The sequence below is a fragment of the Halorubrum sp. Ib24 genome, assembly GCF_002252745.1.
Lineage (GTDB): Archaea > Halobacteriota > Halobacteria > Halobacteriales > Haloferacaceae > Halorubrum.
This window is the reverse complement of sequence record NZ_NHOX01000045.1, coordinates 25,375-49,298: the sequence shown is the minus strand read 5'-3', so window position 1 is coordinate 49,298 and position 23,924 is coordinate 25,375. Positions and strand designations below refer to the sequence as shown.

General features: G+C 69.1%; 34 protein-coding genes and 1 tRNA gene. 9 read left to right on the top strand and 26 right to left on the bottom strand.

What is annotated here, in order from left to right; translation table 11 throughout:
* Positions 1 to 3 precede the first annotated feature (3 nt).
* From DJ82_RS13660 to DJ82_RS13560, 21 genes are all read right to left on the bottom strand, one after another.
* A complete protein-coding gene (locus tag DJ82_RS13660; protein WP_094526503.1) occupies positions 4 to 537 on the bottom strand; it encodes a 50S ribosomal protein L6 in 534 nt (177 codons plus the stop codon).
* Between the two features lie 2 nt (positions 538 to 539).
* Positions 540 to 932: a 30S ribosomal protein S8 gene (locus DJ82_RS13655; protein WP_004047215.1), complete on the bottom strand. Its 393-nt coding sequence runs from the start codon at positions 930 to 932 to the stop codon at positions 540 to 542.
* Between the two features lie 2 nt (positions 933 to 934).
* Positions 935 to 1,108 carry a 30S ribosomal protein S14 gene (locus tag DJ82_RS13650; RefSeq protein ID WP_094521935.1) on the bottom strand — a complete coding sequence of 58 codons (174 nt, stop codon included), beginning with the start codon at positions 1,106 to 1,108 and terminating at the stop codon, positions 935 to 937.
* Positions 1,105 to 1,629 carry a 50S ribosomal protein L5 gene (locus DJ82_RS13645; protein WP_094582069.1) on the bottom strand — a complete coding sequence of 175 codons (525 nt, stop codon included), beginning with the start codon at positions 1,627 to 1,629 and terminating at the stop codon, positions 1,105 to 1,107. Before DJ82_RS13645 ends, DJ82_RS13650 begins: the two co-directional genes overlap by 4 nt.
* A complete protein-coding gene (locus tag DJ82_RS13640) occupies positions 1,622 to 2,347 on the bottom strand; it encodes a 30S ribosomal protein S4e (RefSeq protein WP_094521933.1) in 726 nt (241 codons plus the stop codon). The genes DJ82_RS13645 and DJ82_RS13640 overlap by 8 nt, the downstream gene beginning before the upstream one ends.
* Positions 2,344 to 2,700, bottom strand: coding sequence for a 50S ribosomal protein L24 (gene rplX / locus DJ82_RS13635; protein ID WP_094521932.1), 357 nt, complete (start codon positions 2,698 to 2,700; stop codon positions 2,344 to 2,346). The genes DJ82_RS13640 and rplX overlap by 4 nt, the downstream gene beginning before the upstream one ends.
* Positions 2,701 to 2,702: 2 nt before the next feature.
* Positions 2,703 to 3,101 carry a 50S ribosomal protein L14 gene (locus DJ82_RS13630; protein WP_094582068.1) on the bottom strand — a complete coding sequence of 133 codons (399 nt, stop codon included), beginning with the start codon at positions 3,099 to 3,101 and terminating at the stop codon, positions 2,703 to 2,705.
* Positions 3,101 to 3,445: a 30S ribosomal protein S17 gene (locus DJ82_RS13625; RefSeq protein WP_094521930.1), complete on the bottom strand. Its 345-nt coding sequence runs from the start codon at positions 3,443 to 3,445 to the stop codon at positions 3,101 to 3,103. The genes DJ82_RS13630 and DJ82_RS13625 overlap by 1 nt, the downstream gene beginning before the upstream one ends.
* On the bottom strand, positions 3,436 to 3,894 hold the full coding sequence (locus tag DJ82_RS13620; protein WP_094521929.1) for a ribonuclease P protein component 1: 459 nt from the start codon (positions 3,892 to 3,894) through the stop codon (positions 3,436 to 3,438). The genes DJ82_RS13625 and DJ82_RS13620 overlap by 10 nt, the downstream gene beginning before the upstream one ends.
* 1 nt (position 3,895) lies before the next feature.
* Positions 3,896 to 4,108: a 50S ribosomal protein L29 gene (rpmC, locus tag DJ82_RS13615; RefSeq protein WP_094582067.1), complete on the bottom strand. Its 213-nt coding sequence runs from the start codon at positions 4,106 to 4,108 to the stop codon at positions 3,896 to 3,898.
* The gene (locus DJ82_RS13610) at positions 4,109 to 5,041 is read right to left on the bottom strand and encodes a 30S ribosomal protein S3 (RefSeq protein ID WP_094582066.1); all 933 of its coding nucleotides are present in this window, start codon (positions 5,039 to 5,041) and stop codon (positions 4,109 to 4,111) included.
* Positions 5,041 to 5,505, bottom strand: coding sequence for a 50S ribosomal protein L22 (locus DJ82_RS13605; RefSeq protein ID WP_094521926.1), 465 nt, complete (start codon positions 5,503 to 5,505; stop codon positions 5,041 to 5,043). Before DJ82_RS13605 ends, DJ82_RS13610 begins: the two co-directional genes overlap by 1 nt.
* A gap of 3 nt (positions 5,506 to 5,508) precedes the next feature.
* Complete coding sequence (locus DJ82_RS13600) at positions 5,509 to 5,934, bottom strand: 30S ribosomal protein S19 (RefSeq protein ID WP_094582065.1); 426 nt, start codon at positions 5,932 to 5,934, stop codon at positions 5,509 to 5,511.
* Entirely contained in the window at positions 5,931 to 6,653 is a 723-nt protein-coding gene (locus DJ82_RS13595; protein WP_008007907.1) for a 50S ribosomal protein L2, read from the bottom strand. Before DJ82_RS13595 ends, DJ82_RS13600 begins: the two co-directional genes overlap by 4 nt.
* 1 nt (position 6,654) lies before the next feature.
* The gene (locus DJ82_RS13590; protein ID WP_094521924.1) at positions 6,655 to 6,909 is read right to left on the bottom strand and encodes a 50S ribosomal protein L23; all 255 of its coding nucleotides are present in this window, start codon (positions 6,907 to 6,909) and stop codon (positions 6,655 to 6,657) included.
* On the bottom strand, positions 6,906 to 7,652 hold the full coding sequence (gene rpl4p, locus DJ82_RS13585) for a 50S ribosomal protein L4 (protein WP_094521923.1): 747 nt from the start codon (positions 7,650 to 7,652) through the stop codon (positions 6,906 to 6,908). Before rpl4p ends, DJ82_RS13590 begins: the two co-directional genes overlap by 4 nt.
* Before the next feature lie 3 nt (positions 7,653 to 7,655).
* A complete protein-coding gene (locus DJ82_RS13580) occupies positions 7,656 to 8,672 on the bottom strand; it encodes a 50S ribosomal protein L3 (protein WP_094521922.1) in 1,017 nt (338 codons plus the stop codon).
* A gap of 4 nt (positions 8,673 to 8,676) precedes the next feature.
* The gene (locus DJ82_RS13575; RefSeq protein WP_094521988.1) at positions 8,677 to 9,543 is read right to left on the bottom strand and encodes a putative RNA uridine N3 methyltransferase; all 867 of its coding nucleotides are present in this window, start codon (positions 9,541 to 9,543) and stop codon (positions 8,677 to 8,679) included.
* A gap of 246 nt (positions 9,544 to 9,789) precedes the next feature.
* On the bottom strand, positions 9,790 to 10,740 hold the full coding sequence (locus DJ82_RS13570) for a helix-turn-helix transcriptional regulator (RefSeq protein WP_094521921.1): 951 nt from the start codon (positions 10,738 to 10,740) through the stop codon (positions 9,790 to 9,792).
* Positions 10,741 to 10,794: 54 nt separating this feature from the next.
* The gene (locus DJ82_RS13565) at positions 10,795 to 11,067 is read right to left on the bottom strand and encodes a hypothetical protein (protein WP_094521920.1); all 273 of its coding nucleotides are present in this window, start codon (positions 11,065 to 11,067) and stop codon (positions 10,795 to 10,797) included.
* A 108-nt stretch (positions 11,068 to 11,175) separates the two neighbouring features.
* Positions 11,176 to 12,462 carry a PQQ-dependent sugar dehydrogenase gene (locus DJ82_RS13560; protein WP_094582064.1) on the bottom strand — a complete coding sequence of 429 codons (1,287 nt, stop codon included), beginning with the start codon at positions 12,460 to 12,462 and terminating at the stop codon, positions 11,176 to 11,178.
* Positions 12,463 to 12,600: 138 nt separating this feature from the next.
* On the opposite strand from DJ82_RS13560, the gene DJ82_RS13555 reads away from it, so the two are divergent.
* Both DJ82_RS13555 and DJ82_RS13550 read left to right on the top strand, forming a co-directional pair.
* Positions 12,601 to 12,671: transfer RNA gene (locus DJ82_RS13555), tRNA-Gly, on the top strand.
* Between the two features lie 301 nt (positions 12,672 to 12,972).
* Positions 12,973 to 14,139, top strand: coding sequence for an inorganic phosphate transporter (locus DJ82_RS13550; protein ID WP_094582063.1), 1,167 nt, complete (start codon positions 12,973 to 12,975; stop codon positions 14,137 to 14,139).
* 30 nt (positions 14,140 to 14,169) lie between these two features.
* Here DJ82_RS13550 and DJ82_RS13545 read toward each other — a convergent pair whose 3' ends face one another.
* Entirely contained in the window at positions 14,170 to 14,859 is a 690-nt protein-coding gene (locus tag DJ82_RS13545; protein WP_094582062.1) for an undecaprenyl diphosphate synthase family protein, read from the bottom strand.
* A gap of 82 nt (positions 14,860 to 14,941) precedes the next feature.
* On the opposite strand from DJ82_RS13545, the gene DJ82_RS13540 reads away from it, so the two are divergent.
* Both DJ82_RS13540 and DJ82_RS13535 read left to right on the top strand, forming a co-directional pair.
* Entirely contained in the window at positions 14,942 to 15,526 is a 585-nt protein-coding gene (locus DJ82_RS13540; RefSeq protein ID WP_241881530.1) for a hypothetical protein, read from the top strand.
* A 45-nt stretch (positions 15,527 to 15,571) separates the two neighbouring features.
* On the top strand, positions 15,572 to 16,102 hold the full coding sequence (locus DJ82_RS13535) for a DUF5812 family protein (protein ID WP_241881529.1): 531 nt from the start codon (positions 15,572 to 15,574) through the stop codon (positions 16,100 to 16,102).
* A 1-nt stretch (position 16,103) separates the two neighbouring features.
* On the opposite strand, the gene DJ82_RS13530 is transcribed toward DJ82_RS13535, so the two are convergent.
* A complete protein-coding gene (locus DJ82_RS13530) occupies positions 16,104 to 16,454 on the bottom strand; it encodes a hypothetical protein (protein WP_094525694.1) in 351 nt (116 codons plus the stop codon).
* A 135-nt stretch (positions 16,455 to 16,589) separates the two neighbouring features.
* Here DJ82_RS13530 and secF point away from each other — a divergent pair, with 135 nt between their 5' ends.
* The 3 genes from secF to DJ82_RS13515 all read left to right on the top strand — a co-directional run bounded on the left by secF (position 16,590) and on the right by DJ82_RS13515 (position 20,066).
* Positions 16,590 to 17,471 carry a protein translocase subunit SecF gene (gene secF, locus DJ82_RS13525; RefSeq protein WP_094525696.1) on the top strand — a complete coding sequence of 294 codons (882 nt, stop codon included), beginning with the start codon at positions 16,590 to 16,592 and terminating at the stop codon, positions 17,469 to 17,471.
* Positions 17,471 to 19,072 carry a preprotein translocase subunit SecD gene (locus DJ82_RS13520; RefSeq protein WP_094525698.1) on the top strand — a complete coding sequence of 534 codons (1,602 nt, stop codon included), beginning with the start codon at positions 17,471 to 17,473 and terminating at the stop codon, positions 19,070 to 19,072. The genes secF and DJ82_RS13520 overlap by 1 nt, the downstream gene beginning before the upstream one ends.
* Before the next feature lie 241 nt (positions 19,073 to 19,313).
* Positions 19,314 to 20,066, top strand: coding sequence for a TMEM165/GDT1 family protein (locus tag DJ82_RS13515; RefSeq protein ID WP_094582061.1), 753 nt, complete (start codon positions 19,314 to 19,316; stop codon positions 20,064 to 20,066).
* Here the strand turns inward: DJ82_RS13515 and DJ82_RS13510 are convergent.
* The 3 genes from DJ82_RS13510 to DJ82_RS13500 form a co-directional block, all read right to left on the bottom strand.
* A complete protein-coding gene (locus DJ82_RS13510) occupies positions 20,063 to 20,845 on the bottom strand; it encodes a ribonuclease HII (RefSeq protein ID WP_094582060.1) in 783 nt (260 codons plus the stop codon). The genes DJ82_RS13515 and DJ82_RS13510 overlap by 4 nt on opposite strands.
* A 50-nt stretch (positions 20,846 to 20,895) precedes the next feature.
* A complete protein-coding gene (locus DJ82_RS13505; RefSeq protein ID WP_094525702.1) occupies positions 20,896 to 21,267 on the bottom strand; it encodes a 30S ribosomal protein S8e in 372 nt (123 codons plus the stop codon).
* A 212-nt stretch (positions 21,268 to 21,479) separates the two neighbouring features.
* Entirely contained in the window at positions 21,480 to 23,114 is a 1,635-nt protein-coding gene (locus tag DJ82_RS13500) for a TrkA family potassium uptake protein (RefSeq protein WP_094525704.1), read from the bottom strand.
* Positions 23,115 to 23,244: 130 nt separating this feature from the next.
* On the opposite strand from DJ82_RS13500, the gene DJ82_RS13495 reads away from it, so the two are divergent.
* Together DJ82_RS13495 and DJ82_RS13490 are read left to right on the top strand one after the other, a co-directional pair.
* Positions 23,245 to 23,643 (top strand): helix-turn-helix domain-containing protein, encoded by a 399-nt coding sequence (locus DJ82_RS13495; RefSeq protein ID WP_094525706.1) that lies wholly within the window; start codon positions 23,245 to 23,247, stop codon positions 23,641 to 23,643.
* Entirely contained in the window at positions 23,640 to 23,918 is a 279-nt protein-coding gene (locus tag DJ82_RS13490) for a hypothetical protein (protein ID WP_094525708.1), read from the top strand. Before DJ82_RS13495 ends, DJ82_RS13490 begins: the two co-directional genes overlap by 4 nt.
* Positions 23,919 to 23,924: the final 6 nt, after the last annotated feature.

The following is a 23,924-nucleotide window of genomic DNA, read 5'->3' as shown; positions in this document are numbered from 1 at the left end:
TGGTTAGGCACCTCCGGTGGGCTTCTCGACGATGTACACGCCGTCCTGGAAGACGCGCGTGTCCTTGTCGGTCACCTTCGTCAGCTGTTCGATGTCGGCGGCGGTCTGCCCGACGGCCTCCTTGTCGGAGCCCGAGAGCGTGACCGTCTCGCCGTCGACCTGTACGTCCGTGTCCCCGCGGACCGGGGTGCGTCGCTGTGCTCGCTCGCCGAGGAAGTTCTCGATGACGACCTCGTCGCCCTCCACGGTCACCTGCATCGGGAAGTGGGCGTAGTACACTTCCATCGTGTACTCCCATCCCTCGGTGACGCCGTGGATCATGTTGGCGACGTGGCTCTCGAATGTGCCGACCGTGGCGTTCGTCTTCGCGTCCTCGTTCTCGGAGGCGATCGCGACGGCACCGTCCTCGACCGTGACCTCGACGTCGGGGTACCAGAGGCGTCGCGTGACGCTCCCGTTGGGACCCTCGACGGTGAGTTCGAGGTGGTCGGTCTCGGCGGAGACGTCGTCCGGAATTTCGATTTCGACTCTGTTCATTGTTAGTAGACGTATGCGATCACTTGGCCGCCGATGCCCTCTTCGCGGGCCTCGTAGTGGCTCATGACGCCGTGGCTCGTCGTGACGATGAGCGTCCCGTAGTCACGGGCGGGGAGGTACCGCTTCTCCCACTTCTCGAACTCGTCTGCGCCCGCGGAGTAGCGGGGCTTGACGGCGCCACACTCGTTGATCGCGCCTTTCAGTTCGACCTCGAACTTCCCGGCTTTCCCGTCGTCGACGTACTCGAAGCCGTCGACGTACCCGCGGTCGTAGAGGACCTCGAGGACGGAGCCGATGATGTTTGAGGCGGGCTCAACCGTGTACGACAGGTGGCCAACGCTCTCGGCGTTGTCCATGCCGGCGAGCGCGTTGGTGAATGGATCGTTTCCTGTCATGATCAGCTGTACTTCTCGAATCCCATGTCTCGGGCGACCTCGCGGAAACACTGCCGGCAGAGGTTGATGTCGTACTTGCCGACAAGCCCCTGCTCGCGGTCGCACCGCCGGCAGGTGTGCCGGGAGCCGGTGCGCTTCGCCGCGTGTTCGCCCGTGTCGTTGTTCGCTTCGCTCATTCCGTTACCTCTACGTCGAAGTTGGTCTCGAGGAACGCGGCCGCGTCCTCGACGGTCATCCGGTGTTTCGCGGGGATCGACGCCGTCGCCTTGTCCCGCTTCGACACGCGGTAGCCGGGCCGGACGATCGTCGTCGTCACGGCGAGCCCGTAGATGCCGATGTTGGGGTTGTACTCCTGGCTCGGGAAGTCGGTGTGGTCCTCGACCCCGAAGCTCAGGTTGCCCGTGTCGTCGAACTGACTCCGCGAGACGTCGACGACGTCGAGCGCGGTTGCGAGGAACTCGTGTGCGTCCTCGCCCCGCAGCGTCACCTTGACGCCGATCGGGTCGCCCTTGCGGATCCCGAACTCGGCTATGGTGCGCTTCGAGGTGGTCCGGACCGACTGCTGCTCCGTGATCTCCTCGATGATCTCCTCGGCGTCGGCGAGGGGTTCACCGCCCTGCCCGACGCCCATGTGGACGACGACCTTCTCGAGATACGGCTCGCGCATCTCGTGAGGGGCGCTCTCGGCTTCACTCATCCGAATCACCCGCCTCGTCGGCGTCGTCGCCGGTGAAGTTCTCGTCGATGACGACGAGGTACTCCTCGACCGTCTCGTAGCCGTCGTCGTCGTCGCCGACGAACACGGTGTTCGAGCCCGAGCCGAGCGTCACGTCGATGGCGTCGACCTCGCCGATCCGCCCGGCGTGCTGGCCGGCAACGGCGGTGACGAGGGCGCCCTCTTCGTACTCGAAGTGGGCGACGACCTCCTTGGTCTCGTTGTCGACGACGATCGAGTCCTTGGTGTCGTACGGTGTGTCCGCGTCGACGCGCACGTTCGTTCCGTCGTGGAGCGTCAACTGGACGGCGCCGCCGGGGACGACCGACTTGTTCGTGATCTTCCCGAGCCGGCTGCCCGCGGCCTCCTCGTCGACGGGGGTCAGCGCGAGCCGACCGCCCTCGTCGGGGAAGACGCGGAAGAACTCCCCGCGCTCGGGGAACGCCAGGATGTCGAACATCCCGATCGGACGCTGCTCGTCCGAGATTGCGTCGCCGTTGACGAGGACCGAGTCGTTGTTCAGCGCGTAGCGCGCCTCCTTCGTCGAGTCGACGTAACCGAGCACGTCCCGCAGCAGGACGACGAGCGGAACGCCCGCCTCACCGTGCGGGCCGGCGCCGGCCTTGACGGTGAATGTGTTCGTCTTTCGCTCGACCGGCCAGGAGTTCGGTACTGCCAGTCGCTTCTGATGTCGCGTCATTCGTTATCCTCCTGGAGCCGCGCCTCCCGGCGTTCGTCTTCCAGGTCCAGATCGGTCACCCGGACGTTGCTCGCCGGGATCGGACGGGGAACTTCCTCCCCGTCCGCCTTCTCGACGGTGACGTCCTCGACGGTGATCCGTTCCGCGGACAGGTCGACGGCGACGACTTCCGCCTCCGTCCCGGCCGCGTCGCCGCGAAGCACCTCGACGGTGTCGCCGGCGTTGACGCGGACGTTGCGCTGTCCGTACTCCTCGCGGAGCTCCTCCGTGAGGGTGGCTCGGACCTGGTTCTGCCGCTCGTGGAGCGGCGCGGTCTCCGACCGTTTTCGCTGTTTGCGTGGCTGTTTCGTCATGGTTAGACGATCATCGTCGCGGTCGAGGCGATGCTTCCGAATCGTTCGGCGACCTCGCGGGCGACGGGGCCCTTGATCTCGGTGCCCCGCGGCTCCTCGAGGTCGTCGATGATGACGGCCGCGTTGTCCTCGAATTTCACGCGGGTCCCGCTCGGACGGCGGATCGGATTGCGCTGGCGGACGACGACCGCCTCCAGCACCTGCCGCCGCATCTCCGGGGTCCCTTTGGTGACCGAGACGGTCACCTTGTCGCCGATACCTGCCTTCGGGTGGCGGTTCTTCGTGCCGGAGTAGCCGGCGACGGAGATCACCTTCAGCTCACGCGCGCCGGTGTTGTCGGCGCACGTGATGAGCGAGCCCTTCGAGAGCCCCTGCGTGACGTCGGCCTTTAGCGCCTCCATCACTGATCACCCGACAGGTTCTCGACGACGACGTGGGACTTCGTCTTCGAGAGCGGTCGCGTTTCCGCGATCTTCACTTCGTCACCGACTTCGAGCGAGTCGAGCACGCCCGGCACGTGGGCCGGGATGCGCGAGCGACGCTTCATGTACCGATCGTATTTCGGTACGAACACGTCGTATTCTCGCTCGACGATGACGGTCTTTTCCATATCCGTCGACACGACCGTTCCCTCGCGGGTCTGGCCGCGGACGGAGAGCTGCCCGTGGAACGGGCACTTCTCGTAGTCGTAATCCTCCGGGTTGTCTGGCTCCGGAGGCGTGGGTACGTCGATTCCTATCGCCATTGTGTGACACCTCGTTCGGTGCGTTCGGCGGGTCGATGCCGCAACCGATCGCCATCCACCGTTACGTAGACCGCGTCTTTGCACTCGCCGCGGTGGCTCGCCGGACCCGCGTCGTCACCGGTGACGACGCTTGCGGACCCGGACGGGCCAGACTGACGGGGGCGGACCCCCGTAGTATCCGACCCGAGTTGGGACGCGGACCCCGACGACTGCGCGTCGCCGGCGGCTTCATCTGTGCGGACGGTCGGGACATCGACGACCGCGAACTCCAGCGTCGCGCCCGACTTGGGCACGCGCTTGTCCCCCGACGGCGTTCGGACCACGATGGTGCCGAACGTCTCGGACAGCACGCGGCCGGCGATGCCCGCGTGGGCGTCGCTGGCGGCGTCGGCCACCCGAACCGGGAGGCCGACGAGCTCGTGCCGGACGAGTGTGTCGGGGGATATCATCTTATTCGTCGTCGAAGTCGCCTTCTTCCTGCTGGATCGTCTTGATCCGCGCGATCGTCTTCTTCAGCTCCTTCACGCGGCCTGGACTCTCCGGCATGCCGCCGGCGGCGCGCTGGACCTTCGAGTTGAGCAGCTCGGTCTCGAGCTCCTCGAGCTCGACCTGCCGCTCGGCCGCCGTCATGTCGCGGATCTCGTCTGTGTAGAGGATCGCCATTTACTCGTCCTCCTCTTCGTCGTCAGCGGCTTCCATCTCCGCGACGAGGTCCCACGCCTCCGATTCGATCTCCTCGTCGAGCTCGTCGATGTCGTCCGCGTCGGCGTCGCCGACCGGCTCCTCGGGGGCGACATCGGTCGCCTCCGCGGCCGTGTCTTGCGTCTCCTCGACGACCTCCTCGACGACCTCCTCGTCGATGACGTCGGTGGGGTCGTCGTCGGGCACCTCGACGTCGTCGTCGGCGCCGACGTCCGGCACCTCCTCTGGCTCCTCTTCGAGGAGCGCTTCGACGCCTTCGTCGTCGCCCGCGGCGGCCTGCTCGACCTCCGGGACCTCGGCGTCCTCGCGGATATCGAAGTCGTCCGGGAGCTTCGCGCCCGGCGGGATGATCTTCACGTTGACGCCGATCGTCCCGAGCTTCATCACCGCGACGCCCTGGCCGTGGTCGACGACCTCCTCCGCGGGCTCGCCGTTGTGCTTGATGTAGCCGCGGTTGAACTTCTCGACGCGCGAACGCGCGCCGGTGACCTTCCCGGACAGGACGATTTCGGCGCCCAGCGCGCCGGCGTCCATGATCCGGTCGATCGTCGTGTGACCGGCCTTCCGGAAGTACCAGCCGCGTTCGAGAGCGTTCGCCAGACGGTCCGCGACGATCTGGGCGTTCAGGTCGGGCTCGTCGACCTCCTGAACGTCGATCTGCGGGTCGTCCATGTCGAAGCGGTCCTCGAGCTCGGTGGTGATCTTGCGGATGTTCTTCCCGCCTTTCCCGATCACCATGCCGGGCTTTTCGGCCTTCAGCACGATCTGCGTGCCCATCGGCGTCTTGGCGACGTCCATGCCGCCGTAGCCGGCTCGGCCGAGCTCGTCGGCGAAGAACTCGTTGATCTGTGAACGGCGCAGGCCGTCCTCGATGAATTGGTGTTCGTCAGCCATTATTCGTCGGCCTCCGGGTCCTCGATGATGAGTTCGACGTCGGCGAGCGTGGTGTTCCACTGGGTGGCGCCCGCGGCTCGCGGGTTCCGCCCGGGTCGCTCACCGACCTTGTGGGGGGCGACGTGTTTGATGACCATCTCGTCGCCGTCGAATCCCTGTTCTGTCGCGTTGTTCTTGACGTTCTCCAGGAGCTTGAGGAAGTCCTTGGCGGCCTTCTCGGGGTAGCGGCCCGCGTCCCAGCCGTCGATGTCGGAGCGGTGGCCCGCGCCGGCGTTGTGCTGGCGCATCGGCACCGAGGTCTCCTCGTCGATGACTTCCTGGAGGAACTCCTCGGCGTCGGCGACGGTCTCGCCTTTGATCTCCCGGGAGATCTCCTTGCTGTCCTTCACGCTGATGGGCCGGTCGCGGAGCATCCCCTTGGCGGTGGTCTCCGGGTCGGCCTCGACGCTGTAGTTGATTCCCATGGGTTACTTGAGCGGCACGAACTTCGAGGACCGGGTCGCGGCGATGCCGGCCTGACCGTGTTCGACGGTGCTTCGCGTGAGGTGGAACTCGCCCAGGTAGTGTCCGATCATCTGGGGTTCGACCTGCACGCGCTCGAAGCTGTGTCCGTTGTACACGGAGAAGGTGACGCCGACGAACTCCGGAAGGATCGGCATGTCGCGCAGATGCGTCCGGATCGGGTCGTCCGCCGTCGTCTCCTTGTCGCGGGTTCGGGCCTTCTCCAGCAGCTTCTGCTGTTCGGTGCCGAGGCCGCGAACGATGCTTCGCCGCTGGCGTGCGGGGAGCAGTTCCGCGACGTCTTCGACGTCCATCTCCTGCAGTTCGTCGAGCGAGTGACCGCGGTAGGCGAACTCCTTGCCCTCGCGGCCGGTTCGGTAGTTGGAACTCATTTGTTGCCACCTCGTCCGGTGCGCTTGGATGCGATGTCACCCACTTTGCGTCCCGGCGGGGCGTCCCGCGAGACGGACTTCGGCTGTCCGGGGTGTTGGCGACCGCCCCCGCCGAAGGGGTGGTCGACGGCGTTCATCGCGACGCCGCGCACGCGCGGGTATTTCGTCCCGCGCGCCTTCATCTTGTGGTACTTGTTGCCGGCCTTGACGAAGGGCTTCTCCGTCCGGCCGCCGCCCGCGACCACGCCGATCGTGGCGCGGCACTGCGGGTCGAGCCGCTTCACTTCCCCGCTGGGGAGCTGGACGACCGCGACGTCGCGGTCGTGGGTGAGGAGCGTCGCGGACACGCCGGAGGCGCGCGCGAACTTCCCGCCGTCCCCGCGGTTGCTCTCGACGTTACAGACCGGAACGCCCTCGGGGATTTCGGCCAGCGGGAGCGTGTTCCCGGGCTTGATCTCCGCGCTCACGCCGACCTGAATCGTCTCGCCCACGCGCACGCCTTCCGGCGCGAGCACGAGCCGACGGTCGTCGTCCTCGAACTCGATCTCCGCGAGCGGAGCCGAGCGGGCCGGGTCGTGTTCGATCCCGACGATCTCGCCGGTGATCGTGTCCACGTCTTCGAGCTTCTTGTGCGACAGTTCCGCCTTATAGCGGTGGGAGGGGGCCCGGAACGTCGGGCCGCCGCGTCCACGCCGCTGTCCTTGGATTCGTCGTCCCATATCAGAACACCCCGATGCGCGAGGCGATTTCGGTCGCGTCGTCGTCCTCGGAGAGCGTGACCGTCGCCTTCTTCTTCCCCTTCGAGGTCACCTGCGTGTTCACGTCGGTGACGGTGACGTCGTAGCGGTCTTGGACCTCCTCGCGGACCTCGGGCTTCGTCGCGTCGATGTCGACGAGGAACAGCAGCTTGTTCTTGAAGTCCATCTCGTTCATCGCCTGCTCGGTGACGAGCGGGTGCTCGATGATGGAGTTCATCGGTCTGCCACCTCCTCGATCGCGCTCTCGGTCCACAGCGTGAGTCGTCCCGGGTGTCCGCCCGGCGCGAGGTCCTCAGCGTTGACCTCGCCCGCGGTCGCGACGTCGACGCCCGAGAGATTCCGGGCGGCGCGGGACGGCTCCTCGCTGGTGACGACGAGGACGGACTTGGGTTGGCTGTACTTGCGACCGCGGGTCTTCCCGCGGCCGGACCGCACGGAGCGGCCCTCCTCGGCGCGCTCGATGTCGGCGTCGGCGCCGACGGCCTCCAGCACGCCCAGGGCCTCCTGGGTCTTCTGTAAGTCCTCGAACTCGTCGGAGACGACGAGCGGGAGCGCCAGGTCGTCGTCGAACGCGTGACCGCGCTCGGCGACGAGCTCGGCGTCGGTGGTGGCCGCGACGGCCGACCGGATCGCGAGCTGTCGCTCCTTGTCGTTCAGTTTCTTCGTCTGGTCCTTCTCGGCCTTCGGCGGGTGCGCGGCGCGGCCCGAGACGGCGCTCGGGACGCGGCGGGCGACGTTCTCGGAGCGCGGGATGTGCGCGAGCCCGCGCCCGGAGCCGAACGACTCCGCGGGGGTTCGCAGCCCGGCGAACTCGTCGGCACCGTAGGCCTGCTTCCGGTTAGCCTGTGCGGCGGAGACCGCTCGACCGATGAGGTCCGGTCGGAACGCGGTCTCGAAGATCGCCGGCAGCTCGACGCTGCCCGCGTCCCCGCCGTCCAGGTCGTGTACTGTTGCGTTCATGTATTATCCCTGGTTGGATGCGGTGGATACGTACCGGACCTCGGGGTCGAGGCGCGGCTGGTCGTTCGGCCGGATGGCCGGGCGGAACCGAAGCAGGCGCTGGTCCGGACCGGGCAGCGAGCCCTTGATGAGCGCGTACTCGCCGTCGACCTCGCCGTAGTTGACGAAGCCGCCGTCGACGGAGGCGTCGTCGCCCTCGCCGAAGTCGATGAGGCGCTTGTTGAGCTCGGTGCGCTGGTGGTAGCCGGTCTGCCCCTGCTGGGGAACGGTGGAGCGAACGCGGGAGGGGTTCCACGGACCGAGGTTACCGATCCGGCGCCGCCATCCCTGGCGGGCGTGTTTGCCCTTCCGCTTCTGCACGCCCCAGCGCTTGACGGGACCCTGCGTCCCCTTCCCCTTCGTGATGCCCGAGACGTCGGTGTACTGACCGGCGCGGAAGACGTCGCCGAACTCGTGGGCGCCGCCCTCCCCGACGAGGTCGAGCCCGAACTCGACGCGCTCCTCGAGGGAGCCGCCGCCGACTCGGGTCTCCATGACGTCGGGCTTCTTCTTGGGGATGTTCGCGAGCTCCGAGGGGACGGTGTGAGTGATGACGCGGACGTCGTCGACGACGCCGTCGTCGAGCAACGCGCGAAGCTCCTCTGCGTCCTCCTCGAAGGTGTTCTCCGCCGGGAGGTCGAGCGCGCGATCGAGCTCCTCGTGGAACTCGGTCGCCCAGACCTCTTCGACCGGCTTCTTTCCGTACGCCGTCTGTTCGTAGGCGCGCAGGGCCACCGCGTACATCGGCGGCGTCTCGACGACGGTGACGGGAACGGACTCTTCCATTCCCTCACGCGGCGAGTTGGCCTCGTCGTTGACCATAACGACGTGCGTCATTCCGGCCTTGTAGCCGGCGAACCCCTGCAGTGCGGGGGCTCCGTCGTCGTCGGGCCACGAGCGAATACGCGGGACCTCTCGGTCGGCGCGGGTCCGTGGGCCGTAACCCAGCGAGCCTTTTCTCGGTCGGTTTGGTTGTGCCATGTGTTTACTCCGTGAGTGTGAGCGAGCCGAGAGTCACGAACAGAGCCTCCTCCGTTCGGACGACCTCGCTGCTCTGTGCCGGGATCGTATTCAGCCAGAGGTCGAACCCCGGATCGGGTTCGACCGGACGGCCGTCGGCGACGGCCGCCCGAATGTCGTCGGGCGAAAGCCCGAGCATCTCCGGAAGCCCCCGCTCGGGCGCGCCGAAGGCGACGGCGTAGCCGCCGGCCTCCCGCGCGTCCGAGACGATGCCGCCGAGCCGCGAGACGGAGAGTTCCTCCCCGTGTCGCGACGTCGCGACGGCCAGTCCGTCGCCGGCGAGCGCTTCCGACAGGTCCGCGTTCACGACCTGGAAGCCCGCCTCGGGCTTCCCGGTGATGCGGGCGCGGACCGGTTCTCTCGAAGAGACCCTGATGGTGACGCGCTCCCCCTGCTCGACCTCCATTCCGGAGGGGACGAGCAGGGAGATCGGGTGTTCCCGCAGCGGGGAATTGACCCGGACGCGGCCTTCAGGTCCGACCTCGGTCACGAGTCCCTGTGTTTTCGACTCTTCCCCGCTAGGGGTCGAGCCGGTCCGCCACGGCACGCGGAGCGGCGGGAGCACGCCGGCGTACCGGAGTTCGTCGCGCTCCCCCCAGAGGTCCTTCCGGAGCTCCGGAGGGGTCGCGGCGTACCCCAGCACGGTCCGAACGTACTCGCCGCCCCGTCGCCGCTCGCCTTCCGCGTCTGGGAAGACGACCAGTCGATCCGCCCGGAACACCGCCGCCGCGCGGGCGACGTAACCGAGTTTGCGAGTCGCCTCGCGGTCGTCCTCGGCCTCCCGGACGACCGAAGACGGAATACAGATCGTGAGTCCGTCTTCGGTACGCATCGTGGCGAGACTGTACCCCTCGATTTCGGACGGCACCGTAAAAGGATAGCGGTCCCGTTTCCGGGCTGTGCCGCGTTCACACGGGGTCTGACGGGCGTTTCGACCCGTCGGATCGAGAGAGTCTATCACACGGATCGGGTCGAACCGAGATCGCTCAAGACGATCCGAGGCCGCCCGAAACGATCCGAGGCCGCCCAAAACGATCCGAGGCCTGGAGCGACACGGGGCGGCCGAGCCGATCCGGCGCTATCGCTCCGACGAGTCCCCGACGACGTCGCCGTTCCCGTCCACGGTGAGCGCGAGCTCGTCGCCGTCGACCGAGAACGTCAGCGTGGCCCGGAGGGGATCCGTCGACCGGACCGCCTCGTCGTACTCGTTGAGGAACCGGTCGAGGCGGAGGACCGACCGGGGCGAGAACGGGTCGAGCCCGTGATCGAGCATGAACCCCAACAGCTCCGGCGACGACAGGAGCCCGGGTCCGGCGGCGCACCCCATCTCGTAGGGGCAGTTGGGACACGACGCCTTCAGCAGCACCGCGAACCGGGACCGGCAGTTCGAGCAGACGCCGTCGCGCTCGTGGTCCGCGCAGGCGTCCAGTTCGGTCTCGACGGACGCCGCGCAACGCGGGCAGATCCCGGAGCCGACGGCGAGCAGTTCGAGGTTCGTCCACGCGTGGGCGGCGCGGAGCACCTCGCCCGGCGTTCGCCCCCGGAGCCCCGCCGGGGGAAACGGGAGCCGGCCGAGGTATCCCGACGCCGTCTCCTCGGGGCCGCCGACCCGGCCCCACGAGCGGTCCCACCGGCTCTCGCACGCCGGGCAGAACACCTCGACGCTGCCGTCGCGCCACTGGATCTCCAGCGGTCGCTCGCAGGTCGGACAGCGGTCCTCGACCGGCGTCCGGTCGAGCTCCGGGTCGTCGGTGACCGCCCCGGAGCGGATCGCTTCGACGACGCGTCGGCCCGGGTGGTCCAGCGCGTAGCCGTCCGCGGTCTTCCGGACGAAGTGGCCGCGGAGCTCGCCGAGGTGGTAGTTGAACCTCGCCGTGTCGTCGACGGGGAGCCGGTCGTACAGCTCTGAGAAGGCGAGCGGCTCAGCGGCATCGCCGAGGGCGCGCAGGATCCGCACCCGGACCTCGTCGCCGAGCGCGGCAAACGCCTCGTCGGGCGACAGCCGACCGTCCGGACGCTCCTCGGTCATCGTGGTACCCCGTCGGTCCGCCTCATGTAAAGAGCCTGTCGTGGCGTGCGCCCGTCACGCGCCGAGACAGACGCCCGTCCCGGGCACGCACACCGGCCGAGGGTCCCAGTCGTCGGCACGCTTTCGGAGCCGCCGAGCGATCGGCCGCGCCCCGTAGTACACGGCGAGGGCGGCGCTCGCGACCCCCGCGCTCGCGACCGGGTACGAGGCGGCGACGAGGACCCCGAGCATGGCCGCGACCAACAGCGCCGATCCGCGCACCGTCGGTGGCGGCCCCCGCGGGGGGTTCGATGCGTCGCGTCGCGTCCGCGTTCCGTCGGGTCTCATGCGGTCGATGCTACGCGCCGCGAGGGAATAAGTGTAATCTGAACGATGTTTTTGTAGGGAAAGCTACGTAAATTCGTTTGAGTAAGCCGGCGCGAGTCGGACCGCGCTTCAGGCCGGGACGATCCGGACGACCGGCGCGTCGGGGTCGTCGACGGCGACGTAGAGGTGGCCCGTGGACGGCTCGACCGCGATCGCGCGCATGCGCCACTCCCGGTCGTCGAGCAGGGGGTCGCGCTCGGTGACGTCGGCCTCGGCGGCGCCCGCGCCCTCGACCGTGAACCGGCCGAGGTACTGCGCCGCGAGCGTGCCGGCGAACAGGTCGCCCCGCCACGCGGGAAACGCGTCGCCGTCGTAGAAGACCGCCCCGCTCGGGGGGAACCCGCCGGAGCCGCAGGGCCAGTAGTGGACCGGCGCGACGACGTCGCCGCGCTCGTCGTGGCCCGGTGCGAGGGGGTCGTCGGTGCCGTACCGGCACGCCTCGCTCGCTATCGGCCAGCCGTAGTTGCCGCCGCGTTCGACGACGTTGATCTCGTCGCCGTCCTCCTCGCCGTGCTCGCACTGCCAGACCGCCCCCGTCTCGGGCCGGACGGCCATCGCCTGCGGGTTCCGATGGCCGTAGCTGTACACCGCGTCCGACGCGTCCGGGTCGTCGGCGAACGGGTTGTCCGGGTGGGCGTCGCCGTCGGGCGTCAGCCGGAGCGTCGCCCCGAGCTCGTTCGACGGGTCCTGCGAGACGTGGTCCGGGCCGAACTCGGTGTCGCGCCGGTCCCCGACGGTGACGAACAGCGCGCCGTCGGGGCCGAACGTCGCGCGCGAGCCGAAGTGCAGGTCCGTGTCGCGGAACGGCTCGGCGACGCGGACCGCCTCGAACCCCGAGAGCGCCGGGGGGTCGAGGCGGCCGGCGCCGACGTGGGTCGTCGCGCCGCTCCCGTCGGCGGGAGAGTCCTCCGCGGCCGCCGAGTACGTGAGGTACACGCGGCGGTCGTCCGGGTAGTCGGGGTGGACCGCGACGTCGAGCAGCCCGCCTTGTCCCGCCGCGAACACGTCGGGCGCGCCCGCGACGGACTCGACGGTTCCCGATCCGGGGTCGACGAGCGAGAGCCGGCCGGGCCGCTCGGTGACGAGGAGGCGCCCGTCGCCGGGGAGGAAGGCGAGCCCCCACGGGTCCTCGAACCCCTCCGCGACGCGCTCGACCGCGTACTCGACGTCGTCGCCGTCGTCCGGGAGGGCGTCGTCGCCGTCATCGGTGCCGCCGTCGGTTCCGGTGCCGCCGCCGTCCGCGCCGTCGTCGGCGCCTCCGCCGCCGAGACAGCCGGCGGTCGGGAGGACGGCGAGCCCGCCGGTCGCTCGGAGGACGCTGCGTCTGTCGGCGAGGTGGGCGGATCGGCGCGTCATGTGGGTCGTCTCGTCTCCGTCTTGGTCGGGAGCCCGATGACGCTTCCGGCGTGCGGTCCGGGCGGGGAGGCCCGCCAGCCCGGCCCGCGTTCGGAACCCTTATATCTCCGACTCGGGCTATGTGCAGATGCGAAGCACGCACCGGTAGTGTAGTGGTATCACGCAACCTTGCCATGGTTGCAACCCGAGTTCAAATCTCGGCCGGTGCACTTCCGACTGACTCCGTCAGTCGACGTTCGTCTCACTTCGTTCGACGAACTCCCTCCGGTCGTGCACCGCCCTGACTCCCCGCTCGCGGGGAGTCTCGGCCGGTGCATTTTCTAACTGACTCCGTCAGTTAGCGTTCGCTTCACTCCGTTCAGCGAACTCGCGAACGAAGTGAGAGAAATCACCAACTCAGTCAGCTAGCGTTCGGTCTCCTACGCGAGCGAATCGACCCCGCGGTCACCCGGGGCTCCCGGCGGCGCGAACCTGTCCGCTTAACCGGACGTGTGTCGTTGTAGCGAGTATATGATTGAGGTCTTACTTCTCGTCGGTTTCGTGGTCGCGGCGTTCGTCGGGTACAACATCGGCGGCGCCACGACCGGTCCGGCCTTCGGGCCGGCCGTCGGATCGGGAGTGCTCTCGAAGTCGGGCGCCGCGGCGCTGATGTCGATCTTCTTCTTCATCGGCGCCGGGACGCTCGGACAGCGCGTCGTGACGACGCTCGGGGAGGACCTCGTCACCGGCGGGAACGTGTTCACGCTGGAAACGAGCATCGTGGTCCTCTTCTTCATCGGCGGCGCGCTGTTCGTCGGGAACTTCGCCGGCGTCCCCGGGTCGACGTCGATGACGGCCGTCGGGGCGATCGCGGGTCTCGGGCTCGCGACGGGCACCCTCGACCGGGCGGTGATGGGCGAGATCGCCATCTGGTGGATCGTCGCGCCCATCATCGGCTTCTGGGTGTCGGGCGTCGTGGGGCGCTACTTCTACCCGGCCATCGACAACTGGGTGGCGATAGACAGCACCGAGGGGGCGCTGTTCGAGTTCGACCGCTCCGGGCTGGTCCCGAAGCCGGTGGCGGGCCCGAACACGACCCGGCGCGAGCTCTTCGGCGGATTCGTCGTCATCGCCATCGGCTGTCTGATGGCGTTCTCGTCGGGCACCTCGAACATCGCGAACGCGATCGCGCCCCTCGTCGCGCTCGACAACGTCGAGATGACGCCGATGATCCTGCTCGGGAGCGCCGCCGTCGCGGTCGGCGCGTTCACGATCGCCCGGCGGACGCTCGACACGCTCGGCAACGACATCACCGACCTCCCGCTGACCGCGGCGATCGTCGTCGCCTGCGTCTCCTCCGGGATCGTCATCAGCCTCTCCGCGGTCGGGATCCCGGCGTCGTTCGTCATCATCGCGACGATGTCGATCGTCGGGCTCGGCTGGGGGCGCGCGACCCGGACCGTCACTGTGCGGCAGGGGATCAGCGGCGAGAAGGAGCCGAAGGTGTCCGTCGGCGCGCTGAAGGCGGACGGGACGGGCAAGATCGGCGAGGGCGACCCGACCGACATCCCCTCGGCGTCGGACCTGTTCAACCCGAGCACGAGCGCGCGCGTCGTCCTGATGCAGAACGTCGTTCCGATCCTCTCGACCGTCGGCGCGCTCGTCACGTTCACGATCCTGTTCCGCTTCGTCTGGTAGGGCTCGACCGCTCTTCCCGCGCCGACCCGGCTACCGTCCGAACCGCCGCTGTCGGTCCTGGAAGTCGAGGACCGCGCGCAGGTAGTCGCGGCGCCTGAAGTCGCGCCAGTTCACGTCCGTGAAGTAGAGCTCGGCGTACACCGACTGCCAGATAGCGAAGTCGGAGAGCCGCTCCGCGCCCGTCTTGATAACGAGGTCCGGCTCCTCCGGGAACACGAGCCGGTCGGCGACGTCGTCCGCGTCGATCGACGCCGGATCGAGCTCGCCGACGTCGACGTCGCTCGCGAGTTCGCGGACCGCGGCCGCGAACTCGGCCTTTCCGCCGAGTCCGACGGTGATTCTGATGGGGGCGTCGTCGCCGTCTGCGCTACCCGCCTCGCCGTCCGCGCCACCCGCCGCGCCGTCCGCGCCACTCGCCTCGCCGCCTGCGCTCTGCTCCCCGTCGGCGTCGTCCGGCCCGCGAACGACGAACGGGGCGGGCGCGTCGAGCCGCCGGAGCTCTCTCGCGAGCGTCGGGACCACTGACTCGTCGAGCACCGAGACCGAGACGGTGACGCGCCGGGCGCCGTACTCCAGCGCCCACCCGAGCGCCTCGGAGAGGGTGTCGAACGCGCCGTCGGCGAGGAGGTCCCGCTCCGTGATGACGATCGCGACGTGCTCGGGGGGGTCCCCGTCGTGGAGTCGGTGGCGGACGGCGAGATACGCGTCGTACAGGTCCACGTGAGACGCTTCCGTCGCGGGAATTTAAAATCCCACGTCCGCCGACGAGGGGTTTAATTCGGCGTCGGCCCTATCTGCGTCGATGGCAGACAGCTACCGCGGGGTGTTCGGCGCGATCCCCTACGCGATCCGGCACACCGAGTCGTGGACCATGCGCGTCTACGGGGTGGTCGGCGCGCTCACAGCCGGGCTGATCGCGACAGTCGTCACCCTCGCGCTCGTCGTCTGGATGGCGGAGACTGCCGACGTGCAGAGCGGAACGTTCCTGTTCTCGCGGTCGCTGTACGTTATCGCCGGCTTCGCCGCGGTCGCGCCGCTGCTGGCGCCGCTGCTGTTCGTCGCGCGTCGCCACCGCCGCGGCGACCCCGTGCGGTCGGGATACGACCGGAAGATGGCGTACGGCGGCTTCCTGTTCCTCCTGTCGCTGTACGTCGGCATGGTGATCTCCGCGCCGGCGGCGCTGCGAGACCCGACCGAGTCCGCGGTCGTGAACGCCCTCTACGCGCTCCCGCGGCTCGCCGGCTTCGTCCCCCCGGCCGCCGCCGCGGTCACCGTGTTCGCGATCCACTACCGGCTCCGTGTCACCGGCGACGGCGCGGCCGACAACGCGGACAGCGCGGGCGAACCCCCGACTTCGGCGGACGACCCACCGGTCGACGACGACTGACGCGGCTCGAAACCCCGAAAAGGGTCGGCCACCTACCACGGAGCAATGACCGACGAGCCGGAGCGCACCGACGCGGATGGGCCGGACGACGCCGACGGGACGGAGCCGACGGACGGCAAGGAGAGCACGTTCCTCGTCACGCACGTCGAGAGCGGCTCGGCGGTGCTGAAGGACGTCCACGACGGACAGGTACACACGCTGAGTTCGAACCCGGGACTCGAGGTCGACGACGCGGTCGAGGCCACCGTCGCGCCCGATCCGCCGATGGAGGTCACGTATCGGGTGATCGAGGTCGCGGAGCGCCGACCGCTCTCGATCGAGGAGAGCGAGGAACCGCCCACCGTCCACGAGCGCGAGCTCGCGGCGGAGACGCCGACGGGAGAGCTCGCCCGCGAGCCGCGCGCGGGCGAGGGCGAGGTCCACGTGTTGACGCCGCCCGAGTCGGACACCGAGAGCGCGGTCGCCGACGTGATCGAGGACCGCGAGGCGACGCTCTCCCGCGCCGCCCGGCTCGGCGTGAACCGCGTCGAGATCCGATCGGAGCCGGGCGTGGTCAGCGTCCGCTACATGCCCTGACTCAGTCGACGCCGGCGGCCGGGTCCGACGGACCGGCGGCGCTCTGCACCCGCCAGCCGCCGTCGACGTCGCCGGTACGCACCTCGTAGTCGACGGTCGTCTCGGCCGTCACGGCCGCCGCGTCGACCGGGTCGCCGTCGACCTCGATCCGCTCCACGCGGAACGGCACGTCGAGGCTGTCTCCGCAGCACCCGACGTCGACGAACTCCTCGCGGACGTCGCCGACCGCGACATCGTCCATGACCCGCGCGAAGTACGACCGGTAGCGGTCCGTCTCGATCTGGTCGCGGCCCCAGTCGCTGAGCCCCTCGGGATACGAGAGGACGACGCGGGCCGCTTCGGGTGTACTCATGGGTGATGGTAACACGCCGTTCGGTTAGTTCGTTTCGGCGATCCGCGCCGCGCTCGCCCGAGCGCGACCGACCGAACGCGCCGGCTCGCGGCCGAGTGAGAAGGCTTATTCGCGCCCGCGCAGGAACCGGTATTTATGGTAGCGATCGAGGCACCGGAGGTCAACTACACCGAGTACTCGAACCGGCAGCTTGTGGCGATCCCGCTCGCCGTCCTCGTTCTCGCGCTCGCGATCATCTTGGGATGGTATCTCGTCACGGGAGCGCCGGCGAACCTGGGACTGGCGTTCACGGGCGGCGTCGAGCTCCGGATCGCCGACGACGGTGGTAACGTCGAGGAACGCATCGAAACAGAGTTCGACAGACGGCCCGACTCGATCCGGTCGATCCCCGCCGACGACGTGTACGTCGTCACCTTCCGCGCGGCCGACGAGGACCCCGAGGGACTGGCAGACGAGCTCGCGCAACAGGCGGACGACGCGGGGCTCGCCACGACCGCGGTCGACCAGGTGTCGCCGAGCTTCGCCAGCGACACGGCCCGGACCGCGGTGTTCGGGGTCGCGCTGGCGTTCCTCGGGATGAGCGTGCTCGTGTTCGCACTGTTCCGGACGTTCATCCCCTCGCTCGCGGTGGTCGCCTCGGCGTTCTCCGACCTGGTCATCCCGGTCGCGGTGATGAACCTGCTCGGGATCCAGATGACGCTCGGGACGATCGCGGCGCTCCTGATGATCATCGGGTACAGCGTCGACTCCGACATCCTGTTGAACAACTCCGTGTTACGCCGGACGGGCGACTTCTACGAGTCGGTGAGCCGCGCGATGCGGACCGGTGTCACGATGACGCTCACGTCGATGGCCGCGATGATCGTGATGGCGATCGTCGCGACCCTCTTCGGCGTCGACCTGCTCCGGAACATCGGGATCATCCTCGCGGTCGGCCTCTGTGCCGACCTGATGAACACGTACCTGCTGAACGTCTCGCTGCTCCGCTGGTACAAGTTCGAGGGGGTGAAGCGCTGATGTTGGAACCGATCAAGAACAACTGGCGCATCCTGCTGCTCGTCGTCGTCGTGGTCGGCGCGTCGGTCGCGCTGTTCGCCCCGCAGTTCGCCCCGGAGACCGCGCCGGGCGAGAACCAGAGCGAGGCGAGCCAGGGAATCACGAACCTCCAGTACGGGCTGGACCTGGAGGGCGGCACCCGCGTCCGGGCCCCCCTGAAGGGGTACACCGCCACCGGCGTCGACTTCGCCGGCGACAATCCCCCGGCGGTCGAACGGGCCGTCGCCGACGAGCTCGACGGGGTGCAGCTCCGCGACGTCGGATCGAGCTTCGGCGAGGACGAGCAGGCCGTCGAGGTCACCGACCCGTCCGTGAGCGAGGAGGAGTTCCGCGCGGCGATGGACGCCTCGGGCTACTCCTACGAGAGCATCCGCCCCGGCGTAACCGCAGAGACCCGCGACCTCACCCAGAGCATCATCGAGGGCAAGATCAACGAGGCGGGGCTCTCGGGCGGGAGCGTCCAGCAGGTCCAGTCGCTCACCGGCGAGTACTTCATGCTCGTCGAGGTGCCTGGCGAAGGCCGGAGCGACGTCGTCTCGCTGCTGCAGGAGCGGGGGACGGTCCAGATCGACATCGCGTATCCGAGCGATAACGGCACCGCCGTCGATGAAGCGGTGCTCACGCAGGAGGACTTCGAGAACATCGGGACGGCGTCGCAGCGGGACCGCGGCACGGGATCGTACGTCCCCGTGACGGTCAGGAACACCGCCTCCGACGGCCAGCCGTCGCCCGCGGAGCAGTTCCAGCAGGCCGTCGCCGACCGCGGCTTCGCCTCGGCGTACCAGTCCCAGGCGGACCGCTGCGAGTACAACCCCGAGACGGGCGAACTGGGGAACTCCAACCCCTGCCTCCTGCTCACGGTCGACGGCGAAGTCGTCAACTCCTTCGGGATGGACCCGGGGCTCGCCGACAGCATGGCGAGCGGCTCGTGGGCCGACACCCCGAACTTCGAGCTGACCACGCCCGAATTCACGACGGCGCAGGAGATATCGGTCAACCTGCGCGCCGGCGCGCTGCCGGCCGAGCTCGACATCAGCGGGGAGGGGACCTCCAGCACCATCTCGGCCGCGCAGGGGGAGAACTACAAGAACTACTCGCTGGTGACGGGGATCCTCGCGGTGTTCGCGGTCGCGGGCATGGTGTTCCTGCGCTACCGCGAGCCCGCGGTGGCGCTGCCGATGATCGTCACGGCGCTCGCGGAGGTGTACGCCCTGCTCGGCTTCGCCGCGCTCGTGAGCTATCCGATAGAGCTGGCGGTCATCGCCGGCTTCATCGCGGTCGTCGGGACAGGCGTCGACGACTTGGTGATCATCGCCGACGAGGTGATGAGCGAGGGCGAGGTGAACTCACGAAAGGTGTTCAACTCCCGGTTCCGCCGGGCCTTCTGGGTCATCGGCGCCGCCGCCGCGACGACGATCGTCGCGATGTCGCCGCTGATGGTGCTCTCGCTCGGGGACCTCTCCGGGTTCGCGATCTTCACCATCCTCGGCGTCCTGATCGGGGTCCTGATCACCCGGCCCGCCTACGGGGACATCCTCCGCCGTCTGCTGACGATCCGGTGAGGGGACGCGGGAGCGACGCGGTGCCGCTCCGCGTCGCGTGCGGATCGCCGGCGCGAATCGAGAGCCGACAAACTATTGTTTTAGACCGATCTAACCGCCACGTGACGACCGACGACCGCCCCGAACCGATCGACCGTACGGATCCGCGGACCGATCCGCGGACCGGAACGACGGACGCCGGACAGGCGGGCGCTCGCGATCGGACCGCCGCGACCGGCGAGTGCGGGGGATCGGGGGACGCATGAGCTACTCGGAGATACTGATCGTCGCGTTCGTGGCCCAGATCGCCGTGCTCCCCGGCGAGAAAGTTCAGTTCATGATCGCCGCGCTGTCGACGCGCTACGACCCGAAGGTCGTCGTCGCGGCCGCCGCGTCGGCGTTCGCCGGGTGGACCGCGATCGAGATCGTCTTCGGGCAGGCGCTGCAGTCGGCGCTGCCGGGGGTGGTCCTCGACGTCGTGACCGCGGCCCTGTTCTTCGCGTTCGCGTACCTGCTGTACCGGTCGATGCCGGATCGCGACCCCGGACGGGTCGCGTCCAGCGACGGCGGCACGGAGCCACCGGCCGCCGGCGCCGAGACGCCGGACTCCTCGGCGGCCGACCTCGACTACGCCGACCTCGACTCGGTTTCGCTCCCCGGTCCGCTCGACCGGTACGAGGGGTCGTTCGGCGGCTTCCTCCCGATATTCGTGCTCATGGCCACCGGCGAGTTCGGCGACAAGACGCAGTTGGTCACGATCGGGCTGGCGGTGCAGTACGGGGCGACCTCCGCGATATGGGTCGGCGAGATGCTCGCGATCGTTCCGATCAGCCTCGCCAACGCGTACTTCTTCCACACGTTCGCCCACCGCTTCGACGTGCGGCGCGCACACATCGCGTCCGCGGTGCTGTTCGCCTTCTTCGGGGCGGACACCGTCCTTTCGATCGTCGCCGGCTTCTCGGTCTGGGAGACGTTCATCGGCGCCGTGAGCGAGGCCGTCTCGGCGCTCGTCTAGAAGTCGTCGAGCCCCGACTGCTCGGCGGCCGCCAACACGTCGTCGCAAGTCGACCACGTCCGGCGCGCGCACTCCGGGACGTCGCCGTTGTCGGCGACGTACGCCCGCAGGAACGACCGCGTCGTCGGGTCGCTCGGGTAGCCGCTCCCGACGGCCTCGTATCCCGGATACCCGTCGTCGATCGCCGCCATCCGGTCGTCGCGCGCGACCTTCGCGACCACGCTCGCCGCGCCGACGACCGGGTCGGCCTCGTCGGCGCCGTGGAAGGACTCGACGTCGACCGGAGGGAGGGCGGCGGACTCGTCGCCCTCGGAGTCGACGACCACTCTTCCGCCGTCCTCGGGGTCACCGCCGCCGGTATCGTTACCGCCGAGGTCGTCACCGCCCTCGGCGAACGCACCGAGCCGACGCGCGAACCGCGCCTCGCTGGTGTCTCCAGCGTCGGCGACGACGCGGACCGGTTCCGCCGGACGTTCCACGCCGGTGACGCCCGCTATCTCGCCGAGCGCGGCTCGCACCGCCCGCGCCTGCCCGCGGACCGTGAGCGTGTTCATGTCGGTGTCGGGCCGGTCGATCTCCGCGGGCTCCACGAACGCGACCCCGACCGCGACGCGGTCGCTTCCGCGCATCGTCTCGGCCATCGCCTCGCGTCGCTCGGGGGAGAGCCGCTTCGAGTCGTCGACGTCGGCCGGGAGGCTCGCCGGGTCGGCGAACACGGCCGCCGAGACCATCGGTCCGAGCACGGGCCCCTTGCCGGCCTCGTCGACGCCGAGGTACACGCGTCGCTCGTCGTCGTCGAACGGTAAATACGTTCAGAAAGCGAACGGGCTCAGTCGATGAGGACCGCGTTGACCTGCCCGGTCTGGCCGGGACGCGAGGTGACGCGGGCGCGGCCGGCGGACGTGTCGATGACGGCGCCCTTGGTGACGATGTTCCGTCGGGCGTAGTTGACGTTCGAGGGGTTGTCGACGACGTTCTCGATATCGGCCTCGCTGACCTCGCCGCCGTCGGCGACCTGCGCGACGTTCGTCGAGAGCGCGCGGATCTTCCGCTCCGTGCCGCGGGAGTCGATGTACTGGACCCGCGTCTCGCCGACGGTGGTCTCGGCGGGCTCTCGGCCGAGCTGGTGGCGCTTCTTGTTCGAGGCGTGCTTGAGTCGGCCGCCCGTCCGCTTGCGCGTGGAGCGTCCCTGGTCTTTCATACAGGTACGAACAGCCAGCGAATACTTGAACCGTTCGACTCGACTCGGTCCCGAGGCGGCGCGTGACGGGTCGGACGGGACGCGACGGCCCCGCGCACGGATTCGCCGGGAGCGCCGAACGCGGCCGCGGGGACCGGCACGCGAGTCAGCGCGAACCGGCGAGCGGGGTCGCGCGAACCGGCGAGCGGGGTCACGCGAACCGGCGAGCGGGGTCACGCGAACCGGCGCTCGAACTCCCGGATCCCCTCGTCGGTGCCGACGACGACGAGCTCGTCGCCGTCGCCGATCCGCGTGTCGGGACCGATCTCGGTCAGGGTCTCTCCGTCGCGCTCGACCGCGATGACGGTGCAGCCGGTCGCCTCGCGCACGTTCGCCCTGCCGACCGTCCGCCCGACGAGCCGCGGCACGCGGCTCTTGACGACCTCTACCTGCTGGTCCAGGGAGAGCACGTCGCGTCCCTCGATGACGGTCGAGGCGGACATCCGGCCGGTGACGGTCGCGAGCGAGAGCACGTAGTCGGCGCCCGCGCGGTGCATCTTCCGGACGCTCGCGGCCTCCTCGACCCGTGCGAGGATCTGCGTGTTCGGCGCTAAATCGCGGATCACGAGCGTCGTGAACTCCGTCGTGGTGTCTTCGGGCAGCGCGAGCACGACGGTCCGCGCCGACTCGACGCCCGCGGCCCGCAGCGTCTCCGGATCGGTCGCGTCGCCGACCACGTCGACGCCCTCGGCGTCCGCCCGGTCCACGACCGTGACCGGGAGGTCGGCGTCTTCGAGCGTCTCGGCGACGGTCCGGCCGACCTGCCCGTACCCGATCACCACGGTCTCGCCCGCGCCGAATCGCCGCGTGGCGGAGTTCGTCAGCTCGACGAGCCGCTCCAGCTGATCCGGCCGCCCGGAGACGAGCAGGACCGTCCCGGCCGACAGCGTCGCGTCCGGCGGGGGCGCCGCGTCGAACTCGCCGTTGAACCACACGCCGATGACGTTGACGCCGGCGCGTTCGCGGATCCCGCTATCGCCGAGGGCCGACCCGGCCAGCGGACTCCCGTGCGGGACCGACACCTCCGCGAGCTGCAGCGAGTCGCCGATGGCGACCGCCTCGCCGAGATCGGTCTGCAGCGCGGTCGTCACCTTCGCGGCGAGGCTCTCGCCGAGCAGCGACCGCGGCGAGAGCACCTCGTCCGCGCCGGCGAGGCGGTGGTACCGCTCGCGCTCCGGGTCTTCGACGATGCTGATGACCCGCACCTCCGGCGACAGCTCCTTCGCGGCGAGCACGATGCTCGCGTCGACCTTGTCGGAGACGTCCGTTATCAGCGCCCGCGCGTCGGGCAGGTTCGCGGCCGCCAACCCGTCCGTCGACTCCGGGTCGGCACGGATCGCGGTCTGCCCCGCTTCGTGTAGCCGTACCGCTCGGTCGTTGTCCGGCTCGACGATCGCGTACGGTATGTCCCTGGAGTCGAACTCCTCGATGAGCGCCATCGACCGGGAGGTGTCCGAACAGACGACGACGTGACCCGACAGCGCTCCGTCCACCGACGTGGGGGCGCTCGTCGAGAACGCCTCTTCCAACAGCGGCGTCACCACGACCGGCAGCGCGCCGATCAGGAGGACCATCCCGACGAGGTCCATCACCGCGATGAACGCGTTCAACTGCTGGCTCTCCCAGGGCGCGTCGCCGCCGAATCCGGTGGTGGTGAACATCTCGATCGAGAAGCGCAGCGCCTCGATCATCGTGCGCGGGTCGCCCTCGTACACCCGCATCCCGTATCGGTAGGCGATCGCGGTGAAGATCAGCACGAAGAGGACGAAGGCGAAGTACCCGACGACGCGGCGCTTCCACGAGTCCATCGGTCCGTCGTACGCCGCCCACCCACAAAAACGGGCCGCGTCCGGCCGCGTGACGGATGCGGTTGCGGTCGCGACCGCGGCCGGGCCGAAGTTCGATGGTTTAAGACACGGGGGGGCCCAACTGGGGAACATGGTGCGGGACCCGTCGCGCGAGGAGGATCCGCCGTCGGTCGACGACGTGCTGGACGCACTGGCCGACGACGCCGCGCGCCGGATCGTGACGGCACTCACCGAGCCGAAGACGGCGAGCGACCTCTCCGAGGAGTGCGACATCCCCCTGTCGACGACGTATCGGAAGCTGGAGAAGCTCACCGACGCCTCCCTGCTCCGGGAGTCGACGGACATCCGCCGCGACGGGCAACACACGACGCGCTACTCCGTCTCGTTCGACTCCGTGACGGTCTCGATCGACCACGCGGACGACGAGGCGGACGAGTCGCGCGATCTCACCGTCGAGTTCTCCCGTCCGGAGCGCACGCGGGACGAACGGCTGGCCGACCTGTGGTCGGAACTGCGAGAGGAAACATGACAACGCACATCGACCTCGCCATCATCGTGGCAAAGACCGCCATCCTCGTGCTCGGTGGCAGCATCACCTACTACGCGCTCCGCGCGTACGGCCGGACCGGCGACCCCTCGCTGCGCGCGCTGGGGCTCGGCTTCGGGATCGTGACGATCGGCGCGCTGATCGGCGGCGTCTCTCACCAGATCATCGGCGCGTCTCTGGCGGCGGGGATCGCGATCAACAGCCTGCTGACCGCGGTCGGCTTCGGCGTCATCGTCTACTCGCTGTACGTGGAGTGACCCCGC

Coding starts and splice junctions, on each gene's coding strand:
- DJ82_RS13605 (WP_094521926.1), bottom strand. CDS start 5,505: ATGGGAATCAACTACAGCGTCGAGGCCGACCCGGAGACCACCGCCAAG.
- rpmC (WP_094582067.1), bottom strand. CDS start 4,108: ATGGCGATCCTCTACACAGACGAGATCCGCGACATGACGGCGGCCGAG.
- DJ82_RS13630 (WP_094582068.1), bottom strand. CDS start 3,101: ATGGAGGCGCTAAAGGCCGACGTCACGCAGGGGCTCTCGAAGGGCTCG.
- DJ82_RS13570 (WP_094521921.1), bottom strand. CDS start 10,740: ATGACCGAGGAGCGTCCGGACGGTCGGCTGTCGCCCGACGAGGCGTTT.
- DJ82_RS13515 (WP_094582061.1), top strand. CDS start 19,314: ATGAGCTACTCGGAGATACTGATCGTCGCGTTCGTGGCCCAGATCGCC.
- DJ82_RS13595 (WP_008007907.1), bottom strand. CDS start 6,653: ATGGGACGACGAATCCAAGGACAGCGGCGTGGACGCGGCGGCCCGACG.
- DJ82_RS13520 (WP_094525698.1), top strand. CDS start 17,471: ATGTTGGAACCGATCAAGAACAACTGGCGCATCCTGCTGCTCGTCGTC.
- DJ82_RS13530 (WP_094525694.1), bottom strand. CDS start 16,454: ATGAGTACACCCGAAGCGGCCCGCGTCGTCCTCTCGTATCCCGAGGGG.
- DJ82_RS13575 (WP_094521988.1), bottom strand. CDS start 9,543: ATGCGTACCGAAGACGGACTCACGATCTGTATTCCGTCTTCGGTCGTC.
- DJ82_RS13620 (WP_094521929.1), bottom strand. CDS start 3,894: ATGATATCCCCCGACACACTCGTCCGGCACGAGCTCGTCGGCCTCCCG.
- DJ82_RS13535 (WP_241881529.1), top strand. CDS start 15,572: ATGACCGACGAGCCGGAGCGCACCGACGCGGATGGGCCGGACGACGCC.
- DJ82_RS13500 (WP_094525704.1), bottom strand. CDS start 23,114: ATGGACTCGTGGAAGCGCCGCGTCGTCGGGTACTTCGCCTTCGTCCTC.
- DJ82_RS13660 (WP_094526503.1), bottom strand. CDS start 537: ATGAACAGAGTCGAAATCGAAATTCCGGACGACGTCTCCGCCGAGACC.
- DJ82_RS13490 (WP_094525708.1), top strand. CDS start 23,640: ATGACAACGCACATCGACCTCGCCATCATCGTGGCAAAGACCGCCATC.
- DJ82_RS13645 (WP_094582069.1), bottom strand. CDS start 1,629: ATGAGTGAAGCCGAGAGCGCCCCTCACGAGATGCGCGAGCCGTATCTC.
- DJ82_RS13610 (WP_094582066.1), bottom strand. CDS start 5,041: ATGGCTGACGAACACCAATTCATCGAGGACGGCCTGCGCCGTTCACAG.
- DJ82_RS13580 (WP_094521922.1), bottom strand. CDS start 8,672: ATGGCACAACCAAACCGACCGAGAAAAGGCTCGCTGGGTTACGGCCCA.
- DJ82_RS13600 (WP_094582065.1), bottom strand. CDS start 5,934: ATGAGTTCCAACTACCGAACCGGCCGCGAGGGCAAGGAGTTCGCCTAC.
- rpl4p (WP_094521923.1), bottom strand. CDS start 7,652: ATGAACGCAACAGTACACGACCTGGACGGCGGGGACGCGGGCAGCGTC.
- DJ82_RS13655 (WP_004047215.1), bottom strand. CDS start 932: ATGACAGGAAACGATCCATTCACCAACGCGCTCGCCGGCATGGACAAC.
- DJ82_RS13565 (WP_094521920.1), bottom strand. CDS start 11,067: ATGAGACCCGACGGAACGCGGACGCGACGCGACGCATCGAACCCCCCG.
- DJ82_RS13550 (WP_094582063.1), top strand. CDS start 12,973: ATGATTGAGGTCTTACTTCTCGTCGGTTTCGTGGTCGCGGCGTTCGTC.
- DJ82_RS13505 (WP_094525702.1), bottom strand. CDS start 21,267: ATGAAAGACCAGGGACGCTCCACGCGCAAGCGGACGGGCGGCCGACTC.
- DJ82_RS13495 (WP_094525706.1), top strand. CDS start 23,245: ATGGTGCGGGACCCGTCGCGCGAGGAGGATCCGCCGTCGGTCGACGAC.
- DJ82_RS13625 (WP_094521930.1), bottom strand. CDS start 3,445: ATGGCGATAGGAATCGACGTACCCACGCCTCCGGAGCCAGACAACCCG.
- DJ82_RS13590 (WP_094521924.1), bottom strand. CDS start 6,909: ATGAACTCCATCATCGAGCACCCGCTCGTCACCGAGCAGGCGATGAAC.
- rplX (WP_094521932.1), bottom strand. CDS start 2,700: ATGACGAAACAGCCACGCAAACAGCGAAAACGGTCGGAGACCGCGCCG.
- DJ82_RS13560 (WP_094582064.1), bottom strand. CDS start 12,462: ATGACGCGCCGATCCGCCCACCTCGCCGACAGACGCAGCGTCCTCCGA.
- DJ82_RS13640 (WP_094521933.1), bottom strand. CDS start 2,347: ATGACGCGACATCAGAAGCGACTGGCAGTACCGAACTCCTGGCCGGTC.
- DJ82_RS13540 (WP_241881530.1), top strand. CDS start 14,942: ATGGCAGACAGCTACCGCGGGGTGTTCGGCGCGATCCCCTACGCGATC.
- DJ82_RS13650 (WP_094521935.1), bottom strand. CDS start 1,108: ATGAGCGAAGCGAACAACGACACGGGCGAACACGCGGCGAAGCGCACC.
- secF (WP_094525696.1), top strand. CDS start 16,590: ATGGTAGCGATCGAGGCACCGGAGGTCAACTACACCGAGTACTCGAAC.